This window comes from Pseudomonas danubii (genome assembly GCF_042980055.1).
Lineage (GTDB): Bacteria > Pseudomonadota > Gammaproteobacteria > Pseudomonadales > Pseudomonadaceae > Aquipseudomonas > Aquipseudomonas danubii.
In genome coordinates this window covers 5,127,453-5,147,043 of record NZ_CP116502.1, presented here as the reverse complement: position 1 = coordinate 5,147,043, position 19,591 = coordinate 5,127,453, and the positions used below count along the sequence as shown (strand labels likewise).

The 19,591-nt window shown below is 68.1% G+C and carries 9 protein-coding genes; 7 read left to right on the top strand and 2 right to left on the bottom strand.

Annotation, left to right across the window (positions count from 1 at the left end; translation table 11 throughout):
* Positions 1-2 precede the first annotated feature (2 nt).
* Together PFZ56_RS23255 and PFZ56_RS23250 are read right to left on the bottom strand one after the other, a co-directional pair.
* The gene (locus tag PFZ56_RS23255; protein ID WP_170004686.1) at positions 3-2,234 is read right to left on the bottom strand and encodes a TonB-dependent siderophore receptor; all 2,232 of its coding nucleotides are present in this window, start codon (positions 2,232-2,234) and stop codon (positions 3-5) included.
* Positions 2,235-2,377: 143 nt separating this feature from the next.
* A complete protein-coding gene (locus PFZ56_RS23250; protein WP_102863102.1) occupies positions 2,378-3,280 on the bottom strand; it encodes an AraC family transcriptional regulator in 903 nt (300 codons plus the stop codon).
* 375 nt (positions 3,281-3,655) lie between these two features.
* Here PFZ56_RS23250 and PFZ56_RS23245 point away from each other — a divergent pair, with 375 nt between their 5' ends.
* The 7 genes from PFZ56_RS23245 to PFZ56_RS23215 are packed head-to-tail and all read left to right on the top strand — an operon-like array spanning position 3,656 to position 19,589.
* On the top strand, positions 3,656-5,323 hold the full coding sequence (locus tag PFZ56_RS23245) for a (2,3-dihydroxybenzoyl)adenylate synthase (protein ID WP_170004684.1): 1,668 nt from the start codon (positions 3,656-3,658) through the stop codon (positions 5,321-5,323).
* Entirely contained in the window at positions 5,310-7,061 is a 1,752-nt protein-coding gene (locus PFZ56_RS23240; RefSeq protein ID WP_222933850.1) for an ABC transporter ATP-binding protein, read from the top strand. The genes PFZ56_RS23245 and PFZ56_RS23240 overlap by 14 nt, the downstream gene beginning before the upstream one ends.
* Complete coding sequence (locus PFZ56_RS23235; protein ID WP_170004680.1) at positions 7,058-8,821, top strand: ABC transporter ATP-binding protein; 1,764 nt, start codon at positions 7,058-7,060, stop codon at positions 8,819-8,821. The genes PFZ56_RS23240 and PFZ56_RS23235 overlap by 4 nt, the downstream gene beginning before the upstream one ends.
* On the top strand, positions 8,814-12,284 hold the full coding sequence (locus tag PFZ56_RS23230) for a non-ribosomal peptide synthetase (RefSeq protein ID WP_170004678.1): 3,471 nt from the start codon (positions 8,814-8,816) through the stop codon (positions 12,282-12,284). Before PFZ56_RS23235 ends, PFZ56_RS23230 begins: the two co-directional genes overlap by 8 nt.
* Complete coding sequence (locus PFZ56_RS23225) at positions 12,281-17,701, top strand: non-ribosomal peptide synthetase (protein WP_170004676.1); 5,421 nt, start codon at positions 12,281-12,283, stop codon at positions 17,699-17,701. Before PFZ56_RS23230 ends, PFZ56_RS23225 begins: the two co-directional genes overlap by 4 nt.
* Entirely contained in the window at positions 17,698-18,813 is a 1,116-nt protein-coding gene (locus tag PFZ56_RS23220; protein WP_222933849.1) for a saccharopine dehydrogenase NADP-binding domain-containing protein, read from the top strand. The genes PFZ56_RS23225 and PFZ56_RS23220 overlap by 4 nt, the downstream gene beginning before the upstream one ends.
* Positions 18,810-19,589 carry a thioesterase II family protein gene (locus PFZ56_RS23215; RefSeq protein WP_102880212.1) on the top strand — a complete coding sequence of 260 codons (780 nt, stop codon included), beginning with the start codon at positions 18,810-18,812 and terminating at the stop codon, positions 19,587-19,589. The genes PFZ56_RS23220 and PFZ56_RS23215 overlap by 4 nt, the downstream gene beginning before the upstream one ends.
* Positions 19,590-19,591 lie beyond the last annotated feature (2 nt).

The following is a 19,591-nucleotide window of genomic DNA, read 5'->3' as shown; positions in this document are numbered from 1 at the left end:
GCTTACCAGCGGTAGCGCAGGCTGGCGATGACGCTGCGGTCATAACCGGCGCTGCAATTGGTCAGCGAGCAGCCTTCGTAGTAGCGCTTGTCGGTGAGGTTGGTGGCGTTCACCGCCAGGCGCAGGCCCTTGGCCGCCGGGATCAGCTTGTCGAAGTCGTAGTGCACCGCCGCGTCCAGCAGGGTGTAGGAGGGCACGCTGACGGTGTTGGCGGCATCGGCTTGGGTAGACCCGATGTAGCGCACGCCGGCACCAAAGCCGAGGCCGCCGAGCGGGCCTTCGGGTAGGGTGTAGTCGGCCCACAGCGAGGCCATCTTTTCCGGGGTGTCGGTGGGGCGCTGGCCTTTCTCCAGCGGGTTGTTGCTCTTGCTCACCTCGGCGTCGTTGTAGGTCAGCGCCGCCAGCAGGTCCAGGCCCCGGGCCAGGCTGGCCTTGCCTTCAAGCTCGATGCCGCGCACGTTCACCTCGCCGGTCTGCAGGGTGTTCAGGCGTTGGGCCGGGTCGGCGGTCTTGACGTTTTCCTGGGTCAGGTCAAACAGCGACAGGGTGATGTAGCTGTCGATCCCCGGTGGCTGGTACTTGACCCCCACTTCCGATTGCTTGGCGCTGGTGGGCTTGTACGGCGTGCCGTAGAAGTTGGTGCCCAGTACCGGGTCGAAGGACGTGGAGTAGCTGATGTACGGCGCCAGGCCGTTGTCCGCCAGGTACACCAGGCCGGTGCGGTAGGTGAACTTCTCGTCGTTCTGCTTGCTGCCGCTGTCGTTCATGCGGTTATCGGTACGGGCGCTGGAGCGGTCCTGGCGGCCACCGACGCTGAGCACCCAATGCTCGTCGAAGGTGAACTGCTGCTGGGCGTAGACCCCGACCTGATCGGCGCGCTGCACGGTGTTGGTGAACGGCGTGTTGGGGTTGAACACGCCGCCATGCACCGGGTTGTAGATGTCGATGGACGAGGCAGCGCCGCCGCGCAGGTAGTAGTCCTCGCGGGTGCGCCGGTAGTCGACCCCCAAAAGCGACACCATGTGCGTATTGCCCAGGTTCCAGCGGGCCTGGAGGTTGTTGTCCAGGGAGTAGGTGTCGCCGACGATGCGGAAGCGATAGGCATCGCGTTTCAACGTGCGCAGATCGGGCTCCAGGGCTCTGCCGCTGGCGGTGTTGGTCAGCAGGTTGACGTGGCCGTAGCGGGCGCTGGAATTGAGGCTCCAGACATCGTTCAGACGCTGCTCCAGCAAGTAGCCCAGTGAGTACTGGGTGCGGTCGTTGTCCAGCCCCGGTTCATCGAGGAAGACGTTGTGCTTGAGCTTGCCATTGGGGTTGCCGAGCAGGGTGCCTTGGGCCGGCAGGGACACCCTGGGCGCGCCGAACGCATCCTGGGTGTAGTCGGCCAGCAGGGTCAGGCGGGTGTCGTCGTTGGGCTTCCAGGTGAAGGAGGGCGCGAAGTACTGCTTGTCGTCCTTGATGTGCTCGAACTGGGTGCCGCTGTCACGTTCCAGGCCCACCAGGCGGTAGAGGAACTGCCCCTCATCGTCCAGCGGGCCGCTGAAGTCGAACTGGCCCTGGGCCCGATCGAAGCTGCCGCCCTGGATCTGCACTTCATGGAAGGGCTGCTCCAGCGGGCGCTTGCTGATCTGGTTGACCACGCCTCCGGGCGAGTTCTGGCCGAACAGCACCGAGGCCGGGCCCTTGAGCACATCGATGCGTTCCAGGCCATAGGCTTCGACCTTGGGCCAGGCCTGGGCGGTGTTGCCCTTGAGGCCATCGCGGAGCATGCCGGTGGTGACGTCGAAACCGCGGATCGAGATCGTGTCGAAACGCTGGCTGGCGGCGGTGGTATTGGCCTGCACCCCGGCGGTGTAGCGCAGCGCCTCGTTCACCGACTGCACCTGCTGGGCATCCATCTGGTCGCGGGTGATCACGGAAATCGACTGGGGAATCTCACTCAACGAGGCATCGGTCTTGGTCCCGCTGAGGCTGCGCTTGGCCACGTAGCCGCTTTGCTGGCCAGTAGGGGAGTCGACCTGGGTGGCGCTGATCACGCTGGTGTCCAGGGTCAGCGGCGGCTGCGGCTCGCGCTCGGCGTCCGCGGCCAGCGCGCTACCGGCCTGGGTCAACGACAGGCCCAGGGCCAGGCCGTGGATCAGGCACGCCAGCGGACTGCGGCGCAGGGGCGGGCGAGGAACTGCAGAATCGACTGGCCAACCTGAGGTGTTTCGGTGCGCAACGCTGGTGCCCATGCTTCACTCCGTGATGGGGATTAAATGAGAATGCAAACGTATCTCATTTGTGAGCATGGGTTAGGGCCTAAAACTTTGGCTTGAGCGATCATTTCTTTCGTTTGCGGTACGGCGGGGCAAGGTCAAGGGCAAGTGCGCCGGACTCAGCGCAGGGACTTGGGCGAAACCCCGAAGCGCTTGCGAAAGGCGGTGGAGAAATGCGCCGGGCTGTAGCCGACCCGATAGGCCGCGCTGGAGACATTGGTCTCGCCGCTGGCCAGCAAGCGGTAAGCCTCGCCCAGGCGCTGCTCCTGCAGATAGGCATAGACGCTGGTGCCGAACACCTGGCGAAAGCCGGCGGTGAGCTTGCGCGGATTCAGACCCACCTGACGCGACAGCTCCGACAGCGACGGCGAGTCCTGCAATGAGTTGAGCAGCAGGTCCCGAGCGGCGTGGATACGTTCGATGTCCGCCGCGCTGCCGGGGCTGTCCTGCAGCGGCCGCGACTCGGCATGGGCGAGGATGCCCTCGACCCCCAGGGCGGTGAGCTCCAGGGCCTTGCCTCCCAGGTAGAAGGAGCGGGTCGGGCCTTGCAGTGGGCAGGTGAAGATTTGCTGGGCCAGGGCCAGCAGTGGCTTGCTGGCCGGCTGGCAGAACAGCATCGGCCCGCCGCCTCGCGGGTCCAGCAGGCGCTCGGGTTCCAGGCCGGCATTGCGGATCGACGGGAAGTCCAGTTGCACCGTGGTGTAGCGCACCGGTACGCCACGGGCGAACAGGTGGTCGCCGCAGTGCTCGCCCTGGTTGGCCACGGCGCACAGGGTCGGGCCGCGAATTTCCACTTCCGGCTGGCCCTCGACCCGGCAATTGAGCTGGCCGCTGAGCACCAGGATGATTTTCAAACCTTGCCAGAGCGGCTCTTGCATCCACATCTGGCTGTCCATCAGCACAGTCCCGGTGGACAAGGTGATTTCCGGCACCACCGCCGCCGTGCCGGCGTGCTGCGGATTGGGAAACTGCAGGGTGAAATCCCTTTGGACAGGCTGCGGCGCAGCGTGGGGGCTGAGCATGGCGAACTCCCTGTGAACCCGAAAAAGAGGCCATAAGCTATCAGGAAAATCCGCCCCTGTAATTAAGAATGATTATCCTTTAGCTTTCTGGCCCCGTCCTGTCAGGGCCTGCCGGGGCCGCGCCGCGCAATCAAAAGAAAAAGCCGCGCAAACGAATGTCCTGCCGATTGCCGGGCCTTGGAAATTGCCGGTTAATAATCACTCTCATTTGCAAGCACGGCAGCCCTTCATGGACGACACCCCACGCAACAGCACCGCAGGAGCGCCTGTGGAGCTTCATTTCCTTCCGCGCTGACGACGTTTTTCCGTTCATTCCAAGGGCCTGGCACCTCAGGTCCAGGGCCGCTTTTTGCGTCAAAAAACTCAGGAGACAGCATGTCCACTTTCGATGATCTGCAGGATTGCCCCTCTTGGCCCGAGGCGTTTGCCCAGCGCTACCGCCAGGCCGGTTACTGGCGCGAGGAAACCTTTGGCGACCTGCTGCGGGTGGCGGCCCAGGCTTTTGCCGAGCGCGAGGCGCTGACCGATGGCGAACAGCGCCTGAGCTATCGGCAGTTGGACCTGCGGGTCGATCAACTGGCCGCCGGCCTGTACCGCCTGGGCTTGCGGGCCGGGGAGAATGTGGTCCTGCAATTGCCCAATCGCAGCGCTTTCGTCGAAACCTGCTTTGCCCTGTACCGCCTCGGCGTGCGGCCGATCTTCGCTTTGCCGGCGCACCGGCATCTGGAGATCGGTCGTTTCTGCGAATTCGCCCAGGCCCGGGCCTACCTGTGCACCGACTGTGACGCCGGCTTCGATTACCGGGCCATGGCCCGGGATCTTAAGGCCGGTCATCCGCACCTGGAGTGGGTGATAGTGGCCGGCGAGGCCGAGGAATTCACCGCCCTTGATGGCCTGTATGACCCGGCCCCGTCGCCGGCTTTCCCGGCGCCGAGTGCCGATGCCGTGGCCTGCTTCCAGTTGTCCGGCGGCTCCACCGGGATTCCCAAGCTGATCCCGCGGCGGCACAACGAATACCTCTACAACCTGCGGGCCAGCGTCGAGCGCTGCGGTTTGTCCAGTGCCAGCGTGTACCTGGCGGTGCTGCCCATGGCCCACAACTTTCCCATGTGCTGCCCGGGGTTCATGGGCACCTTGTCGGTCGGCGGGCGCGTGGTGCTCGGCCACTCGCCAAGCCCGGAAGTCTGTTTCGAACTGATCGAGCGCGAAGCCGTGACCCATACCGCCCTGGTGCCGCCCCTGGCCCTGGTCTGGATGGAGGCGGCCCAGGCTCGCGGACGGGGTCTTTCGTCGTTGCAGCTATTGCAGGTGGGCGGGGCCAAGCTCAGTTTCGAGGCGGCGCGGCGTATCGAACCGGTGCTCGGTTGCCGCCTGCAGCAAGTGTTCGGCATGGCCGAAGGGCTGATCTGCTACACCGACCCGCAAGACCCGCCCCAGCGGGTGCTGCACACCCAGGGCCGGCCCCTGTCGCCGGCGGACGAAATCCGCGTGGTGGACGAGCAGGACCAGCCCGTCCCGGTGGGGCAGGTGGGCCAGTTGCTGACCCGTGGCCCCTACACCATCCGCGGCTATTACCGCTATCCCGAGCACAATGCCCAGGCCTTCACCGCCGACGGCTTCTATCGCACCGGTGACCGGGTGCAGCTCACCGCCGACGGCTACCTGATGGTGGAAGGGCGGGACAAGGACCTGATCAACCGCGGCGGCGAAAAGATCGCCGCCGAAGAAGTGGAGAACCTGTTGCTGAGCCATCCGGCGGTGGCCGACATCGCCCTGGTGGCGATGCCCGATGCCTTCCTCGGCGAGCGCACCTGCGCCTTCGTCATTGCCCGTGGCCAGGCGCCCCGGGCTGTGGAACTGCTGCGCCATCTGCGGGCCCAGGGCCTGGCGGCGTTCAAGCTGCCGGATCGCTTCGAGTTCATCCCGGCCTTTCCCCAGACCGGGGTCGGCAAGGTCAGCCGCAAACACCTGCGTGAGGCCATTCAGGCCTTGTACTTCGGTGCTGAGGCCCAAACCCGGGTGGGAACTGATGCCCGTGGCTGAACAACCAGGATTGACTGAACTGTTGCAACCGGTGCGCGGGCGTCTGCTGGCGGCGATGCTGCTGCAGGTGCTGGCGGCGCTGGTGGGCCTGCTGCCGCTGATCGCCGTGGCCGAACTGGCGCCGCTGCTGCTGGCGGGTGAGCTGGACGTGGACCGCGCGGGCTTCTGGCTGCTGGCCGGGGGCGGGGCCTTGCTCCTGCGTCTGTTGGGGCTGGCGGCGGGGTTGCAGATCACCCATCTGGCCGACAGTGACCTGCAGCGCCATCTGCGCCAGCGCATCGCTGCCCATCTGGCGCGGGTGCCCCTGGCCTGGCTGGATGGGCAGCGGCAAACCGCCGAGCGGGTGTTGCTGGAGGATGTCGGCGCCCTGCATCAGTTGGTGGCGCACCTGCCCAACAATCTGGTGGCGGCCCTGGTGGTGCCCTTGGCCAGCCTGATCTACCTGCTGACCGTGAGCCTGCCCATGACCCTGGTGGTGCTGGCGCCACCGCTGGTTGCGCTGTGGCGCCTGCGGGTGATGCGTACCCCGGCGTACCACGCCGAGCGCCAGCGCTTGGGCGCGGCCATGGGCGCGCTGTCGACGGCGACCCTGAACTTTGTGCAGAGCATCGCCATGGTCAAATCCTTTGGCCGGGTGGAGCGGGTGCAGGACGACTTTTTCCAGGCCGTAGAGGATTTCGGCCGTTTCTTCTCCCAGTGGGTCGAGCGCTGGGCCGGCCTGGGGGCCAGTGTCGAAGTGCTGCTCTCGCCTCTGCTGGTGCTGGCTCTGGTGCTGGTGGGCGGGGTGGCGCTGATTGCCGGCGGCGGGCTGCAGCCGGCGCAGTTGCTGGCGTTTGCCTTGCTGGGCCCGGCCCTGGCGGCGCCGGTGGCGGCCCTGGGCCATGGCGCCGATTCCCTGGTCCAGGGCCGGGCGGCGGCGCAGCGCATCAGCGCGGTACTGAGCACGCCGGTGCTGGCGCAGCCGGCGTTCTCCCGAGAGCCCGAAGGCGCCCTGGTGACCTTTGACTCCGTGGACTTCAGCTACCCCGACGGCACTCAGGTGCTGCGGGGCATCGATCTGCGCCTGCAGCCCGGCACCCTGACCGCCCTGGTGGGGGATTCCGGGGCCGGCAAATCCACCCTGGCCACCTTGCTTGCGCGCTTTGCCGATGTCAGCGCCGGGGCGATCCGCATCGGCGGTGTCGACCTGCGGGACATGGACAGCGCGACCCTGTATCGCCAGGTGGCCTTTGTCTTTCAAGAGGTGCGTGTGCTGCGCGCCAGCGTCCTCGATAACCTGCGCCTGGGGCGCCCCGAGGCCAGCCTCGCAGAGGTCGAAGAGGCGGCTCGGGCCGCGCAGATCCACGAACGCATCTGCGCCTTGCCCGAGGGGTATCACACCCTGCTGGGGACCGGCGTGCAGTTGTCCGGCGGCGAGGTCCAGCGCCTGGGCATTGCTCGGGCCATGCTCAGCCAGGCACCGATCCTGGTGCTCGACGAGGCCACCGCGGCCAGCGATCCGCAATCGGAAGCGGCGATCCAGCAGGCCCTGTCGCGATTGGCAGCGGGGCGCACGGTGCTGGTGATCGCCCATCGCTTGAGCAGCATCCAGGACGCCGACCAGATCGCTGTGCTCCAGGGCGGGCAATTGCGCGAGTGCGGTCGGCACCAGGCCCTGCTGGATCAGCAGGGGGTGTATGCCGGGCTGTGGGCGGCGGAGCAGTTTGGCGCGGCCCCGTTGACGAGGGCCCTGTCATGATCGCTGCCCTGTTACGCAGCTTGCAGCCCAAGGAAGCCGGCCTGCTGCGCCGGGCGCTGCTGGCCATGGCGGCCAGTGCCTTGGCCCAGGGCCTGGCGCTGGCCTTGCTGCCCATGGCGTTTGCCGGTGTCTTCGACGCCGCGTCGGGCAAGGCGCCCTGGCTCTGGGCCGCGGCTTTTACCGGGTTCGCCGGGCTGTGCCTGGGGTTGCGCCGCCATGCCCAGCTGGCCGGCTACAGGGCCGGGGCGGCGGCCGCGCAGTCGCTGAACCTGCGCATCGGCCAGCAGTTGGCGCGCCTGCCCCTGGAGTGGTTCGTCGAGCGGCGCGGCGCCGAGCTCAACCGCCTGGTGACCCACACCGTGGCGCAGATCATGAGTGCCCCGGCGCACCTGCTGCAGCCCATGGCCAACGCCTTGCTCACACCCCTGGCGTTGCTGCTGGCGCTGTTTTTCTACGACCGCTCCATGGCCCTGGCCGCCTTGGCCAGTGTGCCCCTGCTGCTGTTGTTCTATCACTGGGGCGTGCGTTGGGGCGGGCAGGCCGAGCGCCTCAGCGAAGCGGCGGCCGGCGAAGCGGCGGCGCGGGTCCTGGAGTTTCTGCGGCAGCAGCCGCTGCTGCGCTCCAGCGGGCGCAACGCTGAAGGCTTCAGCCTGCTGGGCGAGGCTTTGCAGCAACAGCGTCAGGCCCAGCGCCGGGCCCATTGGCGCACTTTTCCGGCGGCCCTGGGGCTGGTGGTGGTGCTCCAGGCCGGCTACACCGCCGTGTTGCTGTGCGGGCTCTACGCGGTCCTCGGTGGCAGTCTCGGGGCCGTGCAGTACCTGGCCCTGGCGGTGCTCGCCACTTGCCTGGTGGAGCCCATGGGCGCCTTGGTCAATCTGGGCACCACCTTGCGCCAGACCCGCCACGGCGTGGACAGCCTGTGCCAGTTGCTGAACCTGCCGCCCCTGCCGGAGCCGAGCGAGCCCCAGACGCCGCAGGGGCAACGGGTCGAGGTGCGGGAGCTGGGGCTGGTGCGCCAGGGCCGAGCGCTGCTGCAGGACATCAGCTTCGAGCTGGAACCGGGCTCCCTGAACCTGCTGGTGGGGGCCTCGGGCTCCGGCAAGTCGAGCCTGTTGCGCTTGCTGGCGCGCTTTTGCGATGTCAGCAGCGGCGCCATCCTCCTGGGGGGCGTGGACCTGCGCCAGCTCTCGGCCCGGCAGCGCGACCAGGACATTGCCCTGATGTTCCAGGACTGTCCGCCGCTGGCCGCCAGCCTGCTGGACAACCTGCGCCTGGGCCGCCCCGAGGCCAGTGAGGCACAACTGATGAGCGCGGCCCACGCCACCGGCCTTGACCGCCTGGCCCAGCGCCTGCCCCAGGGCTGGCAGACCCGGGTGGGCGAGGGCGGCGTCAGCCTCTCCGGCGGCGAACGCCAGTGCCTGGCCCTGGCCCGGGTCATGCTCAAGGACGCCACGCTGATCCTGCTGGATGAACCCACCGCCGCCCTGGACGCCATCAGCGAGGCGCGGGTCAACCGCAGCCTGCTGCAACTGGCGCGCAAGCACACGGTGCTGCTGGTGACCCACAAGCCGACCCTGGCCCCCCACGCCGCGCAGATCCTCCTGTTGGACCAGGGCCGCCTGGGCCAGCGCGGCACCCATGCCCAACTGATGGCGGCTACCGGCCGTTATCGCGAACTGTTCCACGAGCGCGAGGCGATCAATCGCTGGCGCTTGCGACCTACCCCTTCCGTACCCCATAGGACCGTCCACCATGACTGATAACCCAGCACTGGCACGCGCTCATCCAGCGCACGCCGGCCTGAGTCATTCACCCCAAGGCCTCTGCGCGGGCATAGCCCGGCTGCTCGACTACGCGCCCGAGGAGCTTGAGGCGGATGTTTCGCTGATCGAGCAGGGTCTCGATTCGGTGAGCATCATGCGCCTGCCGGCGTTGCTGGCCGCCGAGGGCGTGACCCTGAGTTTTGCCGAACTCATCCAGCAGCCGACCCTGGACGCTTGGTGGGCGCTGATCGAGGCCCGTCGCGGCCTTGCGGCGCCAAGCCTGCAGGCGGTAGCCGACGCCGGCGACGACGCTGATTTTCCTCTGACCCCGCTGCAACAGGCGTACTGGTTCGGTCGCGATCCGGGCATGCCCCTGGGGGGCGTGGGTTGCCACCTGTATCAGGAACTGGATGGCCAGGGCCTGGAACCCCAGCGCCTGGAGCAGGCCGTGCGCCGCCTGTACCAGCGCCACCCGATGCTGCGGGCCTGTTTCATCAATGAAACCTGCCAGCGCATCCTGCCCCACAGCCCCTGGCCCGGGCTGACCGTCCACGACCTGCGCCAGGCGTCCCGTGTGGGCGTCGCCGAGGCCCTTGAGCAGATCCGTGAGCAACTGTCGCACCGCTGCCTGGAGGTCAGCAGCGGGGAAGTCTTCGATGTGCAACTGAGCCTGCTGCCCGAAGGCCGTAGCCGTCTGCACCTGAACATCGACCTGCTGGTGGCGGATGTCCTGAGCATTGGCATCCTGCTGCGGGATCTGGCCCTGATCCATGCCGGTCTCGAACAGCAACTGCCGGTGCTGGAGTGGGACTTTGCCCATTACCTGAAAGCCGAGCAGGCGGCCCGGGCGCCGCAATTGGCGACGGCCCGGGACTACTGGCTGCCGCGCCTGGAGGAGTTGCCCGACGGCCCGCAATTGCCCCTGGCCCGGGAGCCGCAGCAACTGGGTAGGCCACGCTTCCAGCGTCTGGCCATGCGCCTGGATAAAGGCCAGTTGCAGGCCCTGGAGCACAAGGGCCGGCAGCACGGCCTGACCCTGGCCAGCGTGCTGGCCTGCGCCTATGCCCAGGTGCTGGGGCGCTGGAGTGCCAGTCAGCATTTCCTGCTCAACGTGCCGCTGTTCAACCGTCAGGAATTGCACCCTTGCGTGCCCCACCTGCTGGCGGACTTCTCCAATCTGGTGCTGCTGGAAGTGGATCAGCGCCAGCCCCTGGATTTCTGCCAGCAGGCCCTGGCGCTGCAGGCTCAGTTGCACCGGGATATCGCCCACAGCGCCTGGCCCGGGGTCGAGGTGCTGCGCGAGCGTGCGCGCCTGCGTCAGGGCGGCGGTCAGGGGGCGCCGGTGGTGTTTGCCTGCAACCTGGGCCCGGCCTTTGTCGATGACACCTGCCGCCAGCAACTGGGCGAGCCTGGCTGGGCGCTGTCGCAGACGCCCCAGGTGTGGCTGGATCACCAGAGCTACCCCATGGCCGACGGCCTGCTGCTGAACTGGGACGCGGTGCAGGGGCTGTTCCCCGAGGGCCTGCTGGAGCAGATGTTCGAGGCCTATCGCAATCTGCTGCTGTGGCTTTGCGAGCATGACTGGCAACAGGTGGCGCCGTTGCCCCTGCCGGCCGACCAGCAGCGGGTGCGCAGCGCGGTCAACGACTGCCGGCACGCGACCCCGGCCCAGCTGTTGCACCAGGGCTTCTTCCAACAGGCCCAGGCCCATCCCGAGCGGCTGGCGCTGATCTGCGACCAGGGTCAGTTGAGTTATGCCGAGCTGGCCCGGCAAGCCCTGCAACTGGCGGGCGCCCTGGTGGAGTGGGGCGTGCAACCCGGCGAGGCGGTGGCGATCACCCTGCCCAAGGGCCGCGAACAAGTGATCGCGGTGCTGGGGATTCTCGCCGCTGGTGCGGTCTACGTGCCGGTGGGCATCGAGCAGCCACCGGCCCGACGCGACATGATCTATCAGCGTGCCGGAGTGCGCGTGGTACTCACTGACACGGCTCACCGTGACGGCGGCATCTGGCTCGCCGCACTGCGGGTGGTGACCCTGGCCCAGGCGCGCCCGGCAGCCGCCCTGGCACAGCCTTTGCCGCTTGCGGCCGATGCCCTGGCGTATGTGATCTTCACCTCTGGCACCACCGGTGAACCCAAGGGGGTGGAGCTGTCGCACCAGGCGGCGATGAACACCATCGAGGCGCTCAACCGGCGTTATCGGGTCAGCGCCGAGGATCGGATGCTGGGCGTCTCGGCCCTGGATTTCGACCTGTCGGTGTACGACCTGTTCGGCCTCTTGAGTGTCGGTGGCGCCCTGGTGCTGCCGGCCGACGCTTTGCGCAAGGAGCCTCAGGAATGGCTGCGCCTGATCCGCGAACAGCGGGTCACCCTGTGGAACTCGGTACCGGCGCTGCTGGACATGCTGACCTTGCAGGTACGGGACGCTGGCGGCCTGGCGTCGTTGCGCCTGGCCATGGTTTCCGGGGACTGGGTCGGCCTCGACCTGCCACGCCGTTTGCGAGAGGCGGCGGGGCGTGACCTGCAGTTCGTGGCCCTGGGTGGCGCCACCGAGGCGGCGATCTGGTCGAACTGCCAGGACGTGGACGCGGTGCCCGGGCACTGGCGTTCGATCCCCTATGGCCGGCCCCTGGACAACCAGTGCTTCCGGGTGGTGGACAGCCAGGGCCGGGATTGCCCCGACTGGGTGCCGGGCGAGCTGTGGATCGGCGGCGCCGGGGTTGCCGCGGGCTATCGCGGCCTGCCCAGCCTGAGTGCCCAGCGCTTTGTCGAGCATGACGGCGGGCGCTGGTACCGCACCGGCGACCAGGGTCGCTACTGGGCCGACGGCACCCTGGAGTTCCTCGGACGCCTGGACCATCAGGTCAAGGTCCGCGGCTTTCGCATCGAACTGGCGGAAATCGACCTGGCCCTGGAGCGCCACCCGGCCATCAGCCGTGCCCTGAGCCTGGTGCTGCCCGGCAGCGAGCCGCAGCTGGCGGTGGTGCTGGTGGCCCATGAGCCGCTGCCCTCGACCCAGGCCCTGCGGCAGTGGCTGGGCCAATGGCTGCCCGAACACATGCTCCCGGACAGCTGGCTGACCCTGGCCGAGCTGCCGCTGAGCAGCAACGGCAAGGTCGATCGCGCGGCCTTGCTGTGGCTGCTGCAGGAGCAGCGACGCGGCATCGCGCCGCACAGCGCCGAGCCTCCTCAAGGGGAGTGGGAAGAGGCCGTGGCCGCCCTTTGGCAGGAGTTGCTGGAGGTGCCACAGGTGGGCCGGCACCAGGGCTTTTTCGCCCTGGGTGGCAACAGCCTGCTGGCCGCCCGCTTGATCGAACGCATCGCTCGGCAGTTCCAGCTGGAACTGTCGCTCAAGGACTTTTTCAACGCGGCCACCGTGGCCCTGCAGGGGCAGTTGCTCGCCTCGCGCCGGGAACAGCGGCCCGTCACTCAGAACGCAATGGTGGAGGGCGTGTTATGACGCTGCAGCAACTGCAACAGGATCTGCAACAACTGGGCGTGGAGCTCTGGGAAGAACAGGGTCGCCTGCGCTATCGGGCCCCGGCCGGGGTCATGGACGACGCACGCCTGCAGCAACTTCGGCAACACAAGGACGCGCTGCTGCAACAGCTGCAGGCGGCGCAGATGCCGACCCTGGAGGCCGACCTGCCGGCCCGGGAAGAACCCTTCCCGCTGACCGATGTGCAGGCGGCCTATCTGCTGGGCCGCACCACGGCCTTCAGCTTTGGCGGCGTGGCCTGCCACGGTTATCTGGAGTTCGCCCAGCAGGACCTCGACCCACTGCGTCTGGAACAGGCCTGGAACCAGCTGATCGCCCGTCACGAGATGCTCCGCGCCGTGGTGCTGGAGGAGGGCTACCAGCGCATACTGCCCCAGGTGCCCCATTACGCCATTGCGAACCACGACCTGAGCCAGGACGACGGCAGTGCCTTGCAGGCCCTGCGCGAGCGCATGGAACTGCGCCGCGCCACGCCTCAGCAATGGCCCTTGATCGAATTGTGCGTGAGCCAGGGCCGCGACACCTCGCGCCTGCACCTGTCGGTGGACCTGCTGGTGTGCGACTACCAGAGCGTGCGCATGCTGCTGGCCGAGTTGCAGCAGCTGTACCGCGGTGAGGCCCTGCCGGCCCCGGCGCAGATCAGCTTCCGCGACTACGTGCTGGGCGAGCGGCGCCTGCGCGAGCAACCGCGCTACCAGCGCGACCGTGACTACTGGTGGGCGCGGGTCGACAGCCTGCCGGGGGCACCGGAGCTGCCGTTGCTGGGGTCACCCACCGGGCCACGCTTCCAGCGCCGGGCCATGAGCCTGGAAGCGCGGGACTGCAACGCCCTGCGCCTGAATGCGGCCGCCGCCGGGGTCGGCGTGTCGGCGGCGATTCTCTCGGCCTATGCCGAAACCCTGGGCCGCTGGAGTCGGCGCGGACACTTCTGCCTGAGCCTGACCCTGCTCAATCGCCTGTCCCTGCACCCTCAGGTCGACCGCTTGGTGGGGGATTTCAGCTCGGTGGAACTGCTGGAAGTGCAGACTCTGCAAGGGGGCAGTTTCGGCCAGCGCAGCCAGCAGTTGCAGGAACGGCTGTGGCAGGACATGGACCATCGCCTGTGCTCGGGCATCGAAGTGCTGCGCGAGCTGGCGCGGCGCAAGGGCCAGGATGCGGCGCTGATGCCGTACGCCTTCACCAGCACCCTGGGCGCAGGTGGCGAAAGCGGCGGCGGGGCCTTCATGCCAGGGGCCGAGCTGGTGTTCGGCATCAGCCAGACGCCCCAGGTGCTGATCGATTGCCAGGTCAGCGAACGGGACAACGGCCTGGCGATCAACTGGGACATTCGCGAGGGGGTGTTCAGCGAGGCGCTGCTCGACGACTTGTTCGATACCTTTGAGCGGCTGCTCAAGCGCCTGGCCCGGGAACCCTCGGCCTGGACCCTGGACGATTGCCTGGAATTGCCGGCGGCCCAGCGCCTGCAACGCGAGCTGGTGAACCAGACAGCGGCGCCGTTGCCCACCGGCGGGTTGCATGAGCCGTTCTGGCGTCAGGCAGCTGCTGCGCCCCAGCGTGTGGCCTTGATCCAGGGTGCCGGGCAACTGAGCTACGGCGAGCTGGCCGGACGCGCCGAAGCCGTGGCCGAGGCCCTGCTGAACGCCGGCTGCCAGCCGGGAGAGCGGGTCGCGGTGTGCATGGACAAGGGCCTGGAGCAGGTGATCGCGGTGCTGGGCATTCTGCGAGCAGGGGCGGCCTATCTGCCTCTGGACACCAACCAGCCCGAGGCCCGGCGCCAGTTGATCCTGGATAACGCCGAGGTCGGCCGGGTGCTCAGTCAGTCCTGGTTGAGCGATGAGTTGTGCTGGCCGGCGCGGGTGACCCAGGTGATCCAGGTCGATCAGGGCCCGCTGGCGGCGCAAGCTCCGTTGCCGGTGCTGGACATCGATCCGCAGCAGCTGGCCTACGTGATCTATACCTCCGGCTCCACCGGGGTGCCCAAGGGGGTGATGATCAGCCATCAGGCGGCGCTCAATACCATCGTCGACATCAACCAGCGCTTTGCCATCGGCGCCGAGGATCGGGTCCTGGCCCTGGCCAGCCTGGGCTTCGACCTTTCGGTGTATGACCTCTTCGGCCTGCTGGCCGTGGGCGGCGCCCTGGTGCTGCCCGACCCGCAACGCCGCGCCGATCCTTCGCACTGGGCGGCGTGTGCCCGGGAGCATGGGGTCACGCTGTGGAACTCGGTGCCGGCGCAATTGCAGATGCTTACCCACTACCTGCAGGCGGTGCCGTCCATGGCCCCCGGAACCCTGCGCCTGGCGCTGCTGTCGGGGGACTGGATTCCCCTGAACCTGCCGGCGGAGGCTGCCCAGCTGTTGCCGCAGTTGCGGCTGATCAGCCTCGGGGGGGCCACGGAAGCGGCCATCTGGTCGATCTACTATCCGATCACCCAGGTCGATCCGCAGTGGCGCAGCATTCCTTACGGCGCGCCCCTGGCCAACCAGCGCTTCATGGTCCTCGACGAGCAGGGCCGCGACCGTCCTCAAGGGGTGGCCGGCGAGCTGTACATCGCCGGTAGCGGCCTGGCCCTGGGTTACCTGGGGGACGCCGAGAAAACCGCCGAGCGCTTTGTCGATCACCCTCGCAGCGGCGAGCGCCTGTACCGCACCGGCGACCTGGGCCGCTACCTGGAAGATGGCCTGATCGAGTTCCTTGGTCGCGAGGATTTCCAGGTCAAGGTGCGCGGTCATCGCATTGAGTTGGCGGAGGTGGAAAGTGCACTGCTCAGCCATCCCCATGTGGAGTCCGCGGTGGTGGTGGCCGCTGGCGAAGGGGCCTTCGAACGGCGGCTGCAGGCCTGTCTGCGGGCCAGTTTGCGGGACATGCCGCTGGCCTGGCCGGAGCAGCTGGAGGCGCGTACCCAGGCCGCGGCCCAGGCCGTGCGCGGTGACCTGAGCGATGCCCTGGTCAGCGAGATGTCGGCCTGTGTCGAGCGCGCCGCGCTGCTGTCCATGGGCCTGGCCCTGCAGCGTCCCGGGCTGTTCCAGCAGGCGGGGCAGCGTCACTCCCTGGAAGAAGTGTGGGCCTTGAGCGAGGTCGCGCCGCGCAACCAGCGCTTGATCCGGCGCTGGTTGCAGGCCCTGGCCCAAGAAGGGCTGGTGCAGCATGACCGGCAGTCCGGTGGCTACTCGGACCTGCGGGTGCAGCGCGAGGAATACCTTCAGCTGTGGCAGCGCATCGAAGCCTTGGAGCCTTGCGTAGGCTGGGGCGCCGAGGTCCTGCGTTATCTGCGCGAAAGCCAGGAGCAACTGCCGGCGCTGATGAGCGATCAGCTGGACCCGCTGCACCTGCTGTTCCCCGAGGGCCGTACCGATACCGCCGAGGGCGCCTACCGCAAGAACCTGATCAGCCAGTACCTGAACCAGGCAGTGTGCGCTGCGGTGCAGGAGATCATCCGCCAGCGTCCTGCCGGTCAGCGCCTGCGCCTGCTGGAAATCGGCGCCGGGGTCGGCGGCACCAGCGCCGATTTGATCCCGGCCCTGGACGGCCTGCCGGTGGACTACCAGTTCACCGACCTGTCGCAGTTCTTCCTCAACGAGGCCCGGGAACATTTCGCCGCCTATCCCTGGGTCAGCTACGGGCTGTTCGACCTCAACCAGGACCACTGGGCCCAGGGCGTGGCCGCCAACTCCCTGGACGTGATTCTCTGCGCCAACGTGCTGCACAACTCGCGGCATGCCAGCCGGGTGCTGGCGCGGCTGCGGGAGATGCTGGCCCCGGGGGGCTGGCTGATCTTCATCGAAGCCACCCGCGACACTTACCAGATCATGGCCTCCATGGAGTTCAAGGAAGGCCTGACCGCGTTCGAGGACTTCCGTGCGGAACTGGACACCACCTTCATCCGGCGCGAGCAGTGGCAGCAGTTGCTGCTGGAGGCCGGGGGCGAAACCCCGCTGTGCCTGCCCAAGGCCGATGACGCCATGTCGCAGATCGGTCAGCACCTGTTCATCACCCGCTTCAAGAGCGAGCGCCAGACCCTGGAGCCCGAGCCACTGCGTGCCCATCTGGCCCAGCGTCTGCCGGACTACATGATCCCGGCGGACTGGCAGATCCTCGACGAGATGCCCCTGACCGCCAACGGCAAGGTCGACCGCCAGGCCCTGGCCCGGATCGGCGTGGCCGGGCCCGAGCAACAGGTCAACAGCGGCGCGGCACCGGTGGACGATCTGGAACGCAGCATCGCCGAGGTCTGGCAGACCCTGTTGCGGGTGCCGGCGGTGGGCCGCGAGCAGGGCTTCTTCGAGCTGGGCGGCGACTCGTTGCTGGTGGCGCAAGTGGTGGGTCGCCTGCGCGAAGCCTTGCCCCAGGCCCGGCAGTTGCCCTGGAGCGACTTGCTGCGGCAGTTGATCAACCAGCCCACCGTAGCGGCCCTGGCCGACTACCTGCGCGGGCAGGGGGGGCAAGGCGATTCACCGCTGGTGCGCATCAGCGACAAGGTGCAGGGCCCGACACGGATCTTCGTCCACGACGGCAGCGGCACCCTGGCGCCGTATCGCGCGCTGTTCGCTGCCCTGGGGGAAGACGCGCCCCTGGAAGGGCTGGTGCTCAACGACGTGCCGGGGTATCTGGCGCTGGAGCCGGCCACGGCGATTCGCCGGTTGGCCGAGCGCTATGCCGACACCCTGCAGGCCGAAGGCCGGCGCCAGGTGAGCATCGTCGGCTACTGCCTGGGCGGGTTGCTGGCCACCGAACTGGCGGCATGCCTGGCGGCGCGTTCCATCGAGGTGCTGCAGCTGAGCGTGATCAGCAGCTACCGGGTGCCGTTCATGATCGAGGACGACCTCTTGGCCGAGTACGTATTCGCCCGGGTGATGCAGGCCGATCCGCTGGTGCTGGGGTATCCCGAGGACGAGCAGGCCATGGAGCGCAGCATCGCCCGGGTCCTGGCCCAGACCCCAGGACGGGTGCCCCAGGGTTCGCTGTTGGCCTTGAGCGACGATGGCCAATGCACCTCGGCCCTGGCCTGTCTGCGGCGCCTGGCTGAGAAGACCCCCGAGCAGCGCCTGCAGGCGATTGCCGAAGCCATGCGCCACGCCGGTTCGCAGTTGAGTGACCTGGACTGGCTGCGCGAGCAATTGCAGGTGTTGCGTCACAGTCTGGCGGCGGTGGCCCTGCATGAGGCCACGCCGTATCAGGGCGACTTGCTGTTCATTCGCCAGAGCGGAGAGGTCCAGGTACTGCCGGGCATGCACCGCGACATGAGCGCTTACTGGCAGGCCCTGTGCCTGGGCGAACTGCGGGTGGTGGATGTGCCTGGGGATCACTTCAGCTGCATGCAGCAGCCTCAGGTACAAGCCGTGGCCCGGGCCTTCGACGCCGCCGAGGTGGCGGCATGAGTGGGGCGCTTATTGGTCTGGTCGGCGCGTATGGCAGCGTCGGCCGTCAGGTGGCGCAACTGCTGGCACCCAGGCTTGCCCTGCGCCTGGGCGGACGCGACCGGCAGCAGGCCGAGCAGTTGAACCAGCAGTTGGGGGCGTGCGCCGACGTGCGCGCCCTTGACCTGTGGGATGAGCAAAGCCTGGCCAGCTTTTGCGCCGGCTGCACCCTGGTGATCAATTGCGCCGGGCCCAGCTACCGGATTCTCGACCGGGTGGCCCGGGCCGCGCTGGCGGCGGGCGCCGATTACCTGGATGTGGGTGGCGACGACCCGGTGCACGAGCGTCTGGCCGGTCAAGTGCCCGCAGGGCGCCGGGTGCTGTTGTCGGCGGGCATGCTGCCGGGGCTGTCGGGGGTGTTTCCGCGGTTGCTGGCGCAGTCCTTCCAGCGAGTCGACGAGATGCGCTGCTATGCCGGCGGCCTGGGACGGCTGTCCGTCACGGCCGCCGAGGACTTCCTGCTGAGCCTGGGCAATGGCTTCGGCCAGGCCCAGTGCGGCTGGCGCGAGGGACAGGTGGTGCGCAGCACGGGCAGCGCCCGGCAGCCTCTGCAACGGGACTGGCTGCCGGTGGCCGGGGTACAGGCCTATCCCTACCTGAGCACCGAGCAGCAGCGCTTGTTCAGTGACCTGCAAGTGCCCCATGGACAGGGCTTCAACCTGTTCGAGGGCGGGCAACTGGCGGCGACTTTGCAGCGTATCCAGGGCTCGGCGCCAGAGGCGCGCAACACGCCGCAGAACATCGCCGCGCTGGTCCAGGCCAGTGCCCTGGATGTCGCCGGACGGCGGCCATACCAACTGCTGGCGGTGGAGGTCGACGGCCTGCGTGATGGCCGCCCGCAGCAGGCCAGTGCCTGGTTGCGGGCCGGCGACGGTTCGCGGTTGACCGGCAGCGTCGCGGCGTTTTGCGCGCTGCATTGGCAGCTATTGCCCCAAGGCCTGCATTACGCGGCCCAGGTGCTGGATGCTCAAGCCTGCCTGGAGCAGGTCTGTCAGTGGTTGCCGGACACCCGGGTCAGCCTGGGCCTGGGCGCCGGTACTCCGCTGGCCGAGCTAGAGGAGGGTGTGCTGTGAGAAAGGCTCCCAGTGCCTGGCTGCGCCGTTACCCGCAGCCGCAACCGCCGCGCTGCCGGCTGGTGTGCCTGCCCCATGCCGGGGGCAGCGCGAGTTTTTTCAATGACTGGCGGGCGGGGTTGCCCGCCGATATCGAGTTGATCAGCGTGCAGTACCCGGGGCGTGAAGAGCGCCTCAACGAGACCTGGCCCGGCAGCCTGGAGTGGATGGCGGGCACTATCACCCGGGCCCTGTCGGACCTGGTGGACCGGCCCCTGGTGCTGTTCGGCCACAGCATGGGCGCGGCCCTGGCCTATGAAGTGGCGGGGCGCATGCAGCAGCAAGGCTCGGCCCCTCAGCGCCTGATTGTGTCGGCACACCCGGCGCCCCATCGCCAGCGCCACAGCGAGCTGCACCTGGGGTCGGACGAGGCGTTGCTGGCGGATGTACGGCGCCTGTCCGATGGTGCGCCGTCCTTGTTGGACGACCCGACGCTGCGGGACCTGTACCTGCCGGCACTGCGTAACGACTATCGGCTGATCGAGTCCTATCGCGGCGACATCGGCCGCGCCCTGGACCTGCCCCTGAGCGTGTGCCTGGGGGGGCAGGACCCGGAAGTCGATGCGGACGAAGCCTATGCCTGGGCCGAGGTCAGCGCCCAGGTCACCGACTTCCAGAGTTTCCCCGGTGCTCACTTCTATCTGCGCGAGCAGCAGGCCGAAGTGCTGCGGCACCTGACCCGGCTGCTGGCCGGCCACGGCGAGCAGCCGTGGCAGTGCTGGCCCTCGACCCCGTGAAT

What these genes read in the sequence shown, in the direction of transcription:
- PFZ56_RS23225 (WP_170004676.1), top strand. Translation starts at nt 12,281, where the DNA reads ATGACGCTGCAGCAACTGCAACAGGATCTGCAACAACTGGGCGTGGAG.
- PFZ56_RS23255 (WP_170004686.1), bottom strand. Translation starts at nt 2,234, where the DNA reads ATGGGCACCAGCGTTGCGCACCGAAACACCTCAGGTTGGCCAGTCGAT.
- PFZ56_RS23230 (WP_170004678.1), top strand. Translation starts at nt 8,814, where the DNA reads ATGACTGATAACCCAGCACTGGCACGCGCTCATCCAGCGCACGCCGGC.
- PFZ56_RS23220 (WP_222933849.1), top strand. Translation starts at nt 17,698, where the DNA reads ATGAGTGGGGCGCTTATTGGTCTGGTCGGCGCGTATGGCAGCGTCGGC.
- PFZ56_RS23250 (WP_102863102.1), bottom strand. Translation starts at nt 3,280, where the DNA reads ATGCTCAGCCCCCACGCTGCGCCGCAGCCTGTCCAAAGGGATTTCACC.
- PFZ56_RS23245 (WP_170004684.1), top strand. Translation starts at nt 3,656, where the DNA reads ATGTCCACTTTCGATGATCTGCAGGATTGCCCCTCTTGGCCCGAGGCG.
- PFZ56_RS23235 (WP_170004680.1), top strand. Translation starts at nt 7,058, where the DNA reads ATGATCGCTGCCCTGTTACGCAGCTTGCAGCCCAAGGAAGCCGGCCTG.
- PFZ56_RS23240 (WP_222933850.1), top strand. Translation starts at nt 5,310, where the DNA reads ATGCCCGTGGCTGAACAACCAGGATTGACTGAACTGTTGCAACCGGTG.